The following is a 12687-nucleotide window of genomic DNA, read 5'->3' as shown; positions in this document are numbered from 1 at the left end:
CCCGCCCTCACACACGCTCCGGAGCCCGATCCGCCCCGGGCCGTTCGAGCCGGCGTGCCGCCGTCCACCGGGGAAGCATCACCAACGCCGTACCCACCACCAGACCCGCGGCCGGCAGCACGGGGAACCGGCCGTCCGGTGCGAAGCCCCGCGTGGCCAGACGGGCCAGCGCGGCGACGTCCACGGCCAGCCCGAGCCACAGCGGCCCGGCCCGGCGCAGACCGGCGTCCGGACGGGTCCGCTCGTACAGCACGGCCAGCCCGCGTTCCAGCGGCCCGAGCGCCGAGACGACGCCGGCCAGGACGACACCGAGCACGAGCAGCCACGGGACACGCAGCCCCCACCACGCCCCGGACCCGAGCGCCGGCTCGGGCGCGAGGCCGGTCAGATAGAACGCGGCGGCGACGACCAGCACCGGCAGCATGTGCCACAGATACAGCGTCATGCTGGTCGCGCCCACGGGGCGGACCGCGCGCCACACCCGCTCGCGGTCCAGCAGCCGCCGCAGCGGCGGCGCGGCGAGGAGACACACACCGACCTGGGCGACGACCCACGCCAGCATCGCGGCCGACGGCGGATTCGTGTTGCTGGGGGTCTGCCCGGTCACCAGGATCAGGCTGACCGGGAACGGGCCGAGGGCCACGAGCGCGGCGAACGCCAGCCCGCCGCCCGCCGCCATCACGAGCGGCACGAGCCGGCGCCCGCCCAGCAGGCCGTCCCGCCAGCAGAAGCCCAACTGGTAGGCGACTCCCCACACGAGCACGTGGTCGAGCAGTCCGACGTACGGCGCGTGCACCGTCACGACAAGGGCGTCGGCCACCAGAGCGAGCGCCCCCATCACCGGCGGGACGAGGAGACCCCAGCGCCGATGTGCCGCGTACAGCACCGGAGTCAGGGCGCTGAGCAGCAGATACACCGGGAGGAACCAGAACTGCATGGCCATCGCCCACCCCACCAGCGCCAGCGTGCCCGCGTCCACACCTGCCGCCGAGCAGACGGCGACGGCGAGCAGCACCGCACCGCTGTAGACGCCCACCGGAAGGAGCAGCCGCAGCGCGCGCCGCCCCAGCCACCCGGCGGCCGTACCCCCGCCCGCCCGGGCCCGCGACCAGGAACCGCCCGCGGCATGGCCCCCGGCCAGGAAGAACAGCGGCATGATCTGGAACACGAGGGTCAGCCACTGGGTCCAGGGCACGGTCGCCAGCAGCTCGGGGGCGACGATCCGGCCGTCCGGCTCCCGGACCAGAGCAGTGATCAGCCAGTGGCCGAGCACCACCAGGACGATCGCGTACGCGCGCAGGAAGTCGACACAGCGGTCTCTGCTCATGGTCCGTCATGCTGGCGCAGTGCCGGGTCCGTCGGGGCGGGAAGCCCATGCCGCAATCAATCCGTGCCCGGTACGACACCGCACGTCGCCCCGACGGAAATTCACCCGACGGAAATTCATTGGCGCCCGAGAGCGCGCGCCTCTAGGGTGAAGTCCGCTTCACACAACGGCCGTCGGCCGTTGTGCTCGGCCGAGTGCGGAACGGGAGGTGTGACCGATGGCTGTCTCCGTGACGGGCGCTGCCCGCGACCAGAAGTCCATCCACTCCACCTCCGTGGCCACCGGCTGATCCTTCCTGCTTCCACGCGCCCGTGAGTGCGCGCGGCCGGGGCCACCCTGTGAAGGGTTCCCCTTGAATCTCTCCTCCCTTTCGGCCTCCTCCGCTCCGTCGCACCCCCTGGCCCCCTACGGCTGGGACGCGGGCTGGGAAGCCGAGTTCGCTCCCCACGCCGAGCAGGGCCTGCTGCCCGGCCGTGTCGTGCGGGTCGACCGCGGCCGGTGCGACGTCGTCACCCCGGCCGGCATCGTCCACGCCGACACCGAGTTCGTCGTCCCCCATGACCCGATGAAGGTCGTGTGCACGGGGGACTGGGCCGCCGTCGACCCCGAGGGCGGCGACCCCCGCTACGTGCGGACACTGCTGCCGCGCCGCACGGCGTTCGTGCGCTCCACCTCCTCCAAGCGGTCCGAGGGGCAGATCCTCGCGGCCAACGTCGACCACGCGATCGTCGCCGTCTCCCTGGCCGTCGAGGTCGACCTCGGCCGCATCGAGCGCTTCCTCGCGCTCGCCTGGGAGTCCGGGGCGCAGCCCGTGGTCGTGCTCACCAAGGCCGACCTCTGTCCCGACCCGGTGACCCTCGGGCACCTCGTGCAGGACGTGGAGGGCACGGCGCCCGGAGTGCCGGTGCTCACCGTAAGCGCGCTGCACGGCGACGGGCTCGACGTCCTCGTGGCCCTGGTCGGCGCCGGCACCTCCGTGCTGCTCGGGCAGTCCGGCGCCGGCAAGTCCACGCTCGCCAACGCGCTGTTCGGCGCGGACGTGATGGACGTCAACGCGGCCCGCGACGTCGACGGCAAGGGACGCCACACGACCACCACCCGCAACCTCCTTGCCCTGCCCGGCGGCGGTGTCCTCATCGACACGCCGGGCCTGCGCGGGGTCGGGCTGTGGGACGCCGGGACGGGCGTCGGACAGGTCTTCGCCGAGATCGAGGACCTGGCCGCCGACTGCCGCTTCCACGACTGCGCCCACACCGCCGAACCCGGGTGCGCGGTGCTGGCAGCCGTCGACACGGGCGACCTCCCGGCCCGCCGCCTGGACAGCTACCGCAAACTCGTCCGCGAGAACCAGTGGATCGTCGCCAAGACCGACGCCCGCCTCCGCGCGGAGATCCGCCGCGACTGGAAACGCAAGGGAGCGGAGGGCCGGGCCGCGGCGGAACTCAAGCGGGGACGGCAGCGGTAGCGGGCCGGCCGGCCTCGGGGACGGCGGCCGCCGGTGCGGTGCGGCCGTCCCCGGAACTCCCTGTCCGATTCCCGCCGGACCCGGCGCGGGCGGACGCGCACACTGGGGGGTGTGAGGGACGAAGACAGCTGGTACGAGGCCGTGCGGAGCCGGGACGCCCGGTTCGACGGTGAGTTCTTCTTCGCCGTCGAGACGACCGGGATCTACTGCCGGCCCAGCTGCCCCGCGGTGACGCCCAAGCGGCGCAACGTGCGGTTCTTCCCGACCGCCGCCGCCGCGCAGGGCTCCGGCTTCCGGGCGTGCCGCCGGTGCCGGCCGGACGCCGTGCCCGGCTCCGCCGAGTGGAACGTCCGCGCCGACGTCGTGGGCCGCGCCATGCGCATGATCGGCGACGGCGTGGTGGACCGCGAGGGCGTCGCCGGACTCGCCGTCCGGCTCGGCTACAGCGCCCGCCAGGTCCAGCGGCAGCTCACCGCGGAACTCGGCGCGGGCCCCGTCGCCCTCGCCCGCGCCCAGCGGGCGCACACCGCCCGCGTGCTCCTCCAGACCACCGCGCTGCCGATCACGGAGATCGCGTTCGCCTCCGGCTTCGCCAGCGTCCGCCAGTTCAACGACACCATCCGCGCGGTGTACGCGGCCACCCCCAGCGAGGTCCGCGCCGCCGCACCCCGCGGCCACCGGGACGCCCGCGACTCGGCCGCCGGCACCGGCATCCCGCTGCGCCTCGCGCACCGGGGCCCCTACCAGGCACGCGCCGTCTTCGACCTGCTCGCCCGCGAGGCCGTACCGGGCGTCGAGGAGGTGCGCGGACCCGTCGGCCGCCGCGTCCACCGGCGCACCCTGCGGCTGCCCCACGGCACCGGCGTCGCCGCCGTCGAGGAACGCGCCCACGCCCCGGGAACCGGCACCGCCGCGCACCCCGGCGGCTGGCTCGACGCCCGGCTGCACCTCACCGACCCCCGCGACCTCACCACCGCCGTGCAGCGGCTGCGCCGTCTGTTCGACCTCGACGCCGACCCGTACGCCGTCGACGAACGCCTCGGCGCCGACCCCCGCCTCGCCCCCCTCGTCGCCGCCCGCCCGGGACTGCGCTCGCCCGGCGCCGCCGACCCCGCCGAACTCGCCGTACGGGCCCTGGTCGGACCGGCCGGGGCCGAGCGGCTGACCCGGCGCTACGGCAAGGCGCTCGACGCCCCCTCCGACGGGCTCACCCATCTGTTCCCCGAGGCCGCCGTCCTCGCCGAGGCCGAGCCGGGCGGCACCCTCGGCGCGCTGGCCGCCGCCCTCGCGGACGGCACCGTGTGCCTCGACCCCGGCGCCGACCGCGACGACGCGACGGCCGCCCTGCTGGCCGTGCCCGGACTGGACCCGGCGGTCGTCGCCGCGATCCGGGTCCGCGCGCTCGGCGACCCCGACGTCGCCCCGCCCGGCCGCGACGTGCCCGACGCCTGGCGCCCCTGGCGCTCGTACGCCCTGCTCCACCTGGACCTGGAAGGACGACACGAACCGGCATGAGTCTCGAACCGACGTACTGGACGAGCGTGGACAGCCCCCTCGGCGCGCTGCTGCTGACCGCGGGGCCGGACGGCGCGCTGACCTCGCTGTCCGTACCCGGGCAGAAGGGCGGCCGCACCGTCCAGGACGGCTGGCGGCGCGACCCCGGCCCGTTCCGGGCCGCCGAGGAACAGCTCGCCGCCTACTTCGCCGGTGAACTGGAGGAGTTCCGGCTGGAGTCGAGCACCCGCGGCACCGAGTTCCGGGAGCGGGTGTGGGCCGCGCTGGACTCCGTGCCGTACGGCACGACCACGACGTACGGCGAGATCGCCGCGCGGATCGGGGCGCCCCGGGCGGCGGTCCGTGCCGTCGGCGGGGCCATCGGCGCCAACCCGCTGCTCGTCGTCCGCGCCTGCCACCGGGTGATCGGCGCCGACGGGTCCCTGACGGGGTACGCGGGCGGCCTCGACCGCAAGGTACGGCTCCTCACCCTGGAGGGCGCGCTCACCGGCTGAACCGGTGTGCCAAGGGGCCCGGTCCGACACGGAGTTGACCGCGTCCTCGCCCGTTCGGGTGTCCTGCGCGGTGACGCTCCGCCGGACCGCCCCGCCCCTGTGCCACCGTCGCCTCCGGCAGGCCACCGGGAAGGGCGGACACGCACATGGTCAAGGCCGGACGACTCCTCGCAGCACTCCTCCTCGCCCCCCTCGCCGCGACAACATCCGCGACGCCCCCGGACCAGGCGGTGCCGCCCACCCCGACACCGCCGTCAGCGGGGAGGCTCAATCCGGACACACCAGCGCAGAGCTCCGGCGGGCACGCCCCGGCGTCGGCGGGTGTCCGGGCGACGCGTGCGTACGCGCCGACGGCGGTGTCCGCCAGGAGGACCCAGTCGGGTGCAACCGCGCAGAGCCGCGTCGTGCCGACCGGCGGGGATGTCCCGACATCGGCCGCTCCGGTGACACGCGGGCATGTGCCGACACCGGCCGGTGCCCCGGTGACGCGCGCGTACGCTCCGACATCGGCCGGTACCCGGGCGACACGCGCGCACGCGTCCACGCCCGCCCACCTCCCGATCGTCCGCGGGTACGCGCCGGTGCCGGGCCGGTACAGGGCGGTTCGGCCTCGCTCGGCGGTTCGGGTGCCCGTCGGCGCGGCCCGTACGGGCACCGCCGGCCCGGCCCGTGCCGACATTGCCCGCTTCGGACCGGCCCGGCGGGACACCGCCCGCCTCGGCACGGCCCTCCTCGGTCTGGGCCACGGTGGTCCCGGATCGCGCATGCGTTGGACCGGTAGTTGGGAGGGGGCGGCCTCCGGGACGGTCGCTGGGCTGCCTGGGGCCGCCGTGCGCAACGTCGTTCACCTCAGTGTCGGTGGGGCCGCCGTGCGGGTGCGGGTCAGTAATCGGCTCGGCAGGGCGCCCCTGACCGTCGGGGCCGTCACCGTCGCCCTCGCGCGCGGCGCGGGTCCCGCCGCCGTGCCCGGCACCATGCGCACCGCCGTCTTCCGGGGCGCCCGCACCGCCACCGTCCCCGTGGGGCGCGACCTGCTCACCGACCCGGTCCCGCTCGCCGTGCCGGACGCCGCCGACCTGCTCGTCACCGTCCACACCCCCGTCGACTCCGGCCCCGCCACCTACCACCGCACGGCGCTCCGGACCAACTGGATCGCCCCGGCCGGCGCCGGCCGCGCGGCCGACGAGGACGGCACCGCGTACACCACGAGGACGAGCCATTGGTACTACGTCACCGGCGTCGACGTCCTCGGCCGGGCCGCCGGCGCCGTCGCCGTGCTCGGTGACTCCCTCACCGACGGCAACGGCTCCACCCACGGTGCCGACCACCGCTTCCCCGACCGCCTCGCCGACCGTCTGCGCCCCCGCCGCCTCGGCGTACTCAACGCCGGGATCTCCGGCAACCGCCTGCTGCGCGACGGCGTCGGCCCCTCCGCGCTCACCCGGCTCGACCCCGACGCGCTGTCCCGGGCCGGGGTCCGTGTCCTGATCGTCTTCGAGGGCGTCAACGACCTCAAGGGCACCCCCGAGGTCCTGGACGTCCGCGCCTACGAGAGCGCCTACCGCACCCTCGTCGGCCGCGCCCACGCCCACGGTGTCCGGGTCGTCGGCGCGACCCTCACCCCGTTCGGCGGCCACGGCGCGTACACGGCCGCCCGCGAGCGCGCCCGGCAGCGGATCAACGCCTTCATCCGCACCGCCGGCGCCTTCGACGCGGTCGCCGACCTCGACGCCGCCGTCCGCGACCCGGCCCGCCCCCACCGGATCCGGCCCGCCTACGACCCCGGCGACCACCTGCACTTCAACGACGCCGGGACGCGGGCGCTGGCGGACGCGGTCGACGTCGGTGTCCCCGCCCCGCGCGTCAGCCGTGGATGACGACCACCAGCCACGCCCCCAGGATCAGCAGACAGCTGAACAGCTCGGTCAGCAGACCGGACCCGCCCGAGCGCATCGCCGTACGCACCGCGGCCCACGCCTGTGCGTGCCCGCCGAGCCGCAGCCGCTCGTGCACATAGATCCCCGCCATGAATCCGGGCACCGCGCCCACCACCGGGATCAGGAAGAAGCCGAGGAACGCGCCGACGCCCGCGTACGCCGTCATCCGGGGCGTCACCCCGCCCGCGCGCAGCCGCCGGGGCGGAAGCGCCCAGCGCACCACCTGCCCCAGGAACAGCACCGCGGTGGCCCCCACCAGCACGGCCCAGGCCGCGGGCCGCGGGTCCTTCAGCGCCCACCACAGGATCGCCGCCCACACCAGCCACGACCCGGGCACCCCGGGCACCAGCACCCCGCACAGGCCGAGCACGAGCAGCAGCCCGACCAGCGGGAGTTCCCACGCTCCCATCTGCCCAGAGTGCAGGAGGCGGGGCGGCGGCGCAGGTCACGTACCGGTCGGCCGGGGAGGTCAGGTACCGGCCGACCGGGCCCGGTCGCGGGGGTCCCGGGACACCCAGCCCTTCTCGTACGCGTGCCAGCCGAGCTGTAGCCGGGTCGTCACCCCGGTCAGCTCCATCAGCCGCTTCACCCGCCGCTGCACGGTCCGCAGGCCCAGGTCGAGCTGTTTGGCGACGCTCGCGTCCGTCAGCCCGGCCAGCAGCAGCGACAGCACCTCCAGATCCGTGCCGTCGGGGCCGTCCTGCTGCTGCTCGGTGACCCCCGACACGCCGAACCGCACCGGCAGGGCGTCCCGCCACACCGACTCGAACAGGCCGGACAGCAGCTCCAGCAGCCCGCTCGGGTGCACGACCAGCGCCGCCGGTTCGACCGTGCGGGCGGTGAGCGGCACCATCGCGAGCGAGCCGTCGGCCACCACCAGCCTGGCCGGCACCCGGTCCACCACACGTACCTGCCCGTCCCGGCCGAGCGCGACCGTCAGCCCGGTGATCCCGTCCGGCAGGTCGAGCAGGGAGCGTTCGACCACCACACGGTGGCGCACGTCCCGGCCGGCCGCCCGCTCCCGCGCGTCGTTCTCCGTGCCCGGGACGACCGTCGGACCGCCGGTCACCAGCGCGCACACCTCGTGGACGGCGGCGAGCTGCACCTGGAGGAAGCGCTGGGCGACGGCGGCGGCCCCGGTCACCACCTCGACCAGGTCGTGCACGGCGGGCTCGGCGGCGGACGCGCGGTACTCCTCCGTGAGCAGCGCCGCCGCGAGCTCCGCCTCCTCCAGCGCGTGGCGCCGCTGGGTCAGCAGGGCGCCGAGCGCGACGCCCGGGGGAGCGGCGACCCAGCGGCCGGGGCGGGCCGAGGACTGCGCGGCCAGCCCGCGCCGCTCCAGGGCGCGCAGCGCGCGTTCCGTCTCCCGCTCGGTGAGGGCCAGGCGCCGCGCCAGGTCGGGGGCGTCGGCGGCGCCCACGGACACCAGCGCCCGGTACGCCGACTCGTGCGTCTCGTCCAGCCCTATCGCTGCCAGCATCGGCCTCTCGCCCCTCCCCGGCCGTGGCGGGAACCGGCCACGGCGCAAACCCGCCTCGGCACATCATCGCGGTACGGGCGGTCACTTCGCCAAGGCGCCGCCGCGATCGGGCGACTCGTTTGTGTCGTACGGGAGTTCGCCCGTCGCCGGATTTCCGGATGCCCCGTTTTCCGGCGGCTCCCGCGGTGACAATTAGGGGCATGAGCCAGCAGGGGGGAAGTCCCGCACGACACGAGGACGACTGGTGGGGCGAGTTGTACGACGACGCCACCGACGACACCCGCCCGACCCCGACGACGGACTCCCTGGACGACAGGTTCCTCTCGGCGGCGGACACCCTGGACGGGGGAGAAGAAGGAGACGGGGGAGACGGGGGAGACGGGGGAGAGGGGGGAGGAGAACGGAAGGGGGAGCCGGGGCCGGCATACGGCGACACGGAGAGCGGGGCTCCGGCGGACCCGAGGGACGTCCCCGCGCAGCGGGCCGGCACCGAGGCGGACGACAACACCTCGTGGCCCCACTCGGCCTGGCAACCCCGAAACCGCACACCACAGCCCCCGGCCGCCCCCGAACCCGACCTGGCTCCACAGCCGGACCGGACTCCACAGCCGGACCGGCAGGACCGACCTGAGTGGCCGGAGCGGCCCGGGCAGTCGGATCGCGCCGATCGCGAACCAGCTGTTTCCCCCGAACCCGCTCCCTGGCGCACCCCGACCGTCGGTGACGTGCCGTCGCCCGCCGATCCCCGCGGTGGTCCGGTCGCCGGGGCCGTCGCGCCCTCCGCGGGGGTGCCCTGGGGGGTCGGCGCGCAGATCGTGCGCGGGACCGGGGTGCTGCGGGTGGAGCCGGAGGCGGAGGACACCGTCGGGCACGTCGGGTCAGGGCCGCCCACCTACGACGCCGAGCCCACCGCGCTGCCCGCCGCAGACCCCGACGCCCTCGGGGAGCAGGTGCCGGACACCGTGCTGGACGGGGCGCGCCACGGGACGTGGACGCTGCGGGCCGCCTCCGTGCGCGGCGACTCCGCCCGCTTCCGCGGCGAACCCCGGCGCGACGCGCTGCTCACCGCCCGCTTCGGCACCGGCGACACCGCCCTCGTGCTCGTCGCCCTCGCCACCGGCGCCCGCGCCGCCCCCGACGCGCACCGCGCCGCCGCCGAACTGTGCGCGCTGATCGGCCGGGCCGTCGGCCGCAGCAGGCAGCGCCTCAGCGAGGACATCCGCGCCGCCCGTCGCGGCGATCTCAAGTCGGGCCTGCACCGCCTCACCGACCGCAGCCTCGGCAAGCTCCGCGCGAGCGCCGTGGAACAGGGCGTCGACCCGCAGGAGTACGCGGCCGGACTGCGCTGCCTCCTCCTGCCCACCGACCCCGACTGCCGTACCCGCGTCTTCTTCGGCGTCGGCGACGGCGGACTGTTCCGGCTGCGCGAGGGCGAGTGGCAGGACATCGAGCCCCGCGTCACCGCCGCCCCCGGCGAACCCGTCGTCGGCTTCGGCTCGCCGCCCGCCGAGACCCCGGACGGCGACCGCCTCACCATGGACCTCGGCATCCCGACGCCCCCGAGCCCGTACGAACCCGCGCTCCCGCCGCCCCGTGACCCCTTCCGCTTCCGCGCCTCCGTAGCCCGCCCGGGTGACGCCCTGCTCCTGTGCAGCGCCGGCCTCGCGGAGCCGCTGCGCGGCGAGGCCGCCCTCCGCGCCCACCTGGTCCGGCGCTGGTCCGACGGCGCCCCGCCCGGCCTCGCGGCGTTCCTCGCCGACACCCAGGTACGGGTCAAGGGGTACGCGGACGACCGTACGGCCGCCGCCGTGTGGGAGGCGTGACCCGGCCCCCTGTGGATTCATGGAACTCGACACACTCCCGCGGATCCCGGTCCACCGAAGGGGGCAGGCGAGAGCCATGGCCAAACAGAACGTCGCCGAGCAGTTCGTCGACATCCTCGTCCGCGCCGGCGTACGCCGTCTGTACGGTGTCGTCGGCGACAGCCTCAACCCCGTGGTCGACGCCGTCCGCCGCAACTCCGCCATCGACTGGATCCCCGTACGCCACGAGGAGACCGCCGCCTTCGCCGCCGGCGCCGAGGCGCAGATCACCGGGAGGCTGGCCGCCTGCGCCGGCTCCTGCGGCCCCGGCAACCTGCACCTGATCAACGGCCTGTACGACGCCCACCGCTCCATGGCGCCCGTCCTCGCCCTCGCCTCGCACATCCCGTCCGGCGAGATCGGCCTCGGCTACTTCCAGGAGACCCACCCCGACCGGCTGTTCGGCGAGTGCAGCCACTACAGCGAGCTGATCTCCAGCCCCCGGCAGATGCCCCGCCTGCTCCAGACCGCCGTCCAGCACGCCATCGGCCGCAGCGGTGTCAGCGTGGTCGCGCTGCCCGGCGACATCGCCTCGCAGCCCGCCCCGGAGAAGGCCGCCGAGCGCGCACTGGTCACCTCCCGGCCCTCCGTGCGCCCCGGCGACACCGAGATCGACCGCCTCGTCGAGATGATCGACCGGGCCGAGCGGATCACCCTCTTCTGCGGCAGCGGGACCGCGGGCGCGCACGCCGAGGTCATGGAGTTCGCCGAGAAGGTCAAGTCCCCGGTCGGACACGCCCTGCGGGGCAAGGAGTGGATCCAGTACGACAACCCGTTCGACGTGGGGATGAGCGGTCTGCTCGGCTACGGCGCCGCCTACGAGGCCACCCACGAGTGCGATCTGCTGATCCTGCTCGGCACCGACTTCCCGTACAACGCCTTCCTCCCGGACGATGTGCAGATCGCCCAGGTCGACGTGCGCCCCGAGGTGCTCGGCCGGCGCTCGCGGCTCGACCTGGCCGTGTGGGGCGACGTCCGCGAGACCCTGCGCTGCCTCACCCCGCGCGTGCGCCGCAGGGACGACCGGCGCTTCCTCGACAGGATGCTGAAGAAGCACGCGGACGCGCTGGAGGGCGTCGTCAAGGCCTACACCCGCAAGGTCGACAAGCACGTCCCGATCCACCCCGAGTACGTGGCCTCCGTCCTCGACGAACTCGCCGACGACGACGCCGTGTTCACCGTGGACACCGGCATGTGCAACGTCTGGGCGGCCCGTTACCTCACGCCCAACGGCCGCCGCCGGGTGATCGGTTCCTTCTCGCACGGCTCGATGGCGAACGCGCTGCCCATGGCGATCGGCGCCCAGTTCACCGACCGCGGCCGGCAGGTCGTGTCGATGTCCGGCGACGGCGGATTCTCCATGCTGATGGGCGACTTCCTGACCCTGGTCCAGCACGACCTGCCGGTCAAGGTCGTCCTCTTCAACAACTCCTCCCTGGGAATGGTCGAGTTGGAGATGCTGGTCGCGGGCCTGCCCTCCCACGGCACCCAGCACGTCAACCCCGACTTCGCGGCCGTGGCCCGTGCCTGCGGCGCCCACGGCATCCGGGTCGAGAAGCCCAAGCAGCTCGCGCCCTCGCTGAAGGAGGCGTTCCGGCACAAGGGGCCCGCGTTGGTCGACGTCGTCACCGACCCCAACGCGCTGTCCATCCCGCCGAGGATCAGCGCCGAGATGGTGACCGGCTTCGCGCTGTCCGCCTCGAAGATCGTGCTCGACGGGGGTGTCGGGCGTATGCTTCAGATGGCCCGCTCCAATCTGCGCAACGTGCCCAGGCCCTGACGAACCGGAAGGGGAACCGTTCGGTTTCGGCCAGTTTCCCGTCCCGCGCCGTTCGCTCCGCACAGGAAACCGGGCGCCCCGTCTCTTCCGGACCTGGCGCCCGCTCCGGCGTACGGCGGCCCCGCCCGACGAATCGCTGGTCCGGGACGACCCCCGCCTGAGGACGCCCGCCGCGCCGCCATGGCCGAACCGCCGGTCGTCGTCGGCGGCCCATGAGTGCCCCCGGACACACGGGGCATGGATCCCGTGTACGTGTTCGATCAGGAGGGGTACTGGGCAACGGCATGCGGGCGGGGGTCATGAAGAGGCATGCACGAGGGGGCGGTCCCAGCAGAGCGGGGACGTCCCTGGTGAAGACCGCGACCAAGGACACCGAGAACACCAAGGACACCGACGACCTCAAGAGCCGGGCCCGCGCACCGCGGCTGCGGCGCCGACTGGGCCGGGCCGACCTGCGCGAAGTGCCCGAGGCGCGCCGAGCCCTGCGGGAATTCCTGCGGTTCTGGGGCAGGCCCGGCCGCTCCGAGGTCGCGGAACTGCTCGCCAGCGAACTGATCACCAACGCCCTCGTCCACACCGATCACGACGCCGTCCTGACGGTTGTGCTCGAACCGCGCGGACTGCGCGTGGAGGTACGGGACTTCGCGGCCCGCCGGCCCCGGCTGAGCGTGCCGGACCCCGACGAGGCCACACACGGCCGCGGACTGCTCCTCGTGCAGTCCCTCGCCGACTCCTGGGGCGTACGCGCGCACGGCGTCGGCAAGTCGGTCTGGTTCGAACTCGGCGCGGACGCCGCGTGACGCGGTCCGGGCACACGCGGAACGGGA

General features: G+C 74.9%; 9 protein-coding genes and 1 pseudogene. 7 read left to right on the top strand and 3 right to left on the bottom strand.

From position 1 onward, the window contains the following. Positions 1–7: 7 nt before the first annotated feature. Positions 8–1327, bottom strand: a complete 1320-nt coding sequence (locus AB0F77_RS12910) for an acyltransferase (protein WP_361946040.1) — start codon at positions 1325–1327, stop codon at positions 8–10. Between the two features lie 352 nt (positions 1328–1679). Between AB0F77_RS12910 and rsgA the strand changes: the two genes are divergently transcribed. The 4 genes and pseudogenes from rsgA to AB0F77_RS12890 all read left to right on the top strand — a co-directional run bounded on the left by rsgA (position 1680) and on the right by AB0F77_RS12890 (position 6678). Beyond that, a complete protein-coding gene (gene rsgA / locus AB0F77_RS12905; protein ID WP_361946038.1) occupies positions 1680–2792 on the top strand; it encodes a ribosome small subunit-dependent GTPase A in 1113 nt (370 codons plus the stop codon). A 111-nt stretch (positions 2793–2903) separates the two neighbouring features. Then, positions 2904–4307 carry an AlkA N-terminal domain-containing protein gene (locus AB0F77_RS12900; protein ID WP_361946035.1) on the top strand — a complete coding sequence of 468 codons (1404 nt, stop codon included), beginning with the start codon at positions 2904–2906 and terminating at the stop codon, positions 4305–4307. Further along, on the top strand, positions 4304–4801 hold the full coding sequence (locus tag AB0F77_RS12895) for a methylated-DNA--[protein]-cysteine S-methyltransferase (protein WP_361946032.1): 498 nt from the start codon (positions 4304–4306) through the stop codon (positions 4799–4801). Before AB0F77_RS12900 ends, AB0F77_RS12895 begins: the two co-directional genes overlap by 4 nt. Positions 4802–5470: 669 nt before the next feature. Beyond that, positions 5471–6678 (top strand): annotated as a pseudogene (locus AB0F77_RS12890) (SGNH/GDSL hydrolase family protein). Here the strand turns inward: AB0F77_RS12890 and AB0F77_RS12885 are convergent. Together AB0F77_RS12885 and AB0F77_RS12880 are read right to left on the bottom strand one after the other, a co-directional pair. Further along, a complete protein-coding gene (locus AB0F77_RS12885) occupies positions 6665–7147 on the bottom strand; it encodes a DUF456 domain-containing protein (RefSeq protein ID WP_361946029.1) in 483 nt (160 codons plus the stop codon). The pseudogene AB0F77_RS12890 and the gene AB0F77_RS12885 sit on opposite strands and share 14 nt — an antisense overlap. Before the next feature lie 60 nt (positions 7148–7207). Beyond that, positions 7208–8218 (bottom strand): helix-turn-helix transcriptional regulator, encoded by a 1011-nt coding sequence (locus tag AB0F77_RS12880; RefSeq protein WP_361946026.1) that lies wholly within the window; start codon positions 8216–8218, stop codon positions 7208–7210. A gap of 200 nt (positions 8219–8418) precedes the next feature. Between AB0F77_RS12880 and AB0F77_RS12875 the strand changes: the two genes are divergently transcribed. The 3 genes from AB0F77_RS12875 to AB0F77_RS12865 all read left to right on the top strand — a co-directional run bounded on the left by AB0F77_RS12875 (position 8419) and on the right by AB0F77_RS12865 (position 12660). Next, positions 8419–10041, top strand: a complete 1623-nt coding sequence (locus AB0F77_RS12875) for a protein phosphatase 2C domain-containing protein (RefSeq protein ID WP_361946023.1) — start codon at positions 8419–8421, stop codon at positions 10039–10041. Positions 10042–10117: 76 nt separating this feature from the next. Next, the gene (locus AB0F77_RS12870) at positions 10118–11860 is read left to right on the top strand and encodes a pyruvate dehydrogenase (RefSeq protein WP_361946020.1); all 1743 of its coding nucleotides are present in this window, start codon (positions 10118–10120) and stop codon (positions 11858–11860) included. 350 nt (positions 11861–12210) lie between these two features. After that, on the top strand, positions 12211–12660 hold the full coding sequence (locus AB0F77_RS12865) for an ATP-binding protein (protein WP_361946017.1): 450 nt from the start codon (positions 12211–12213) through the stop codon (positions 12658–12660). Positions 12661–12687: the final 27 nt, after the last annotated feature.

Source organism: Streptomyces sp. NPDC026672 (assembly GCF_040638185.1).
Classification (GTDB): domain Bacteria; phylum Actinomycetota; class Actinomycetes; order Streptomycetales; family Streptomycetaceae; genus Streptomyces.
This window is presented reverse-complemented; position numbering and strand designations above follow the sequence as displayed.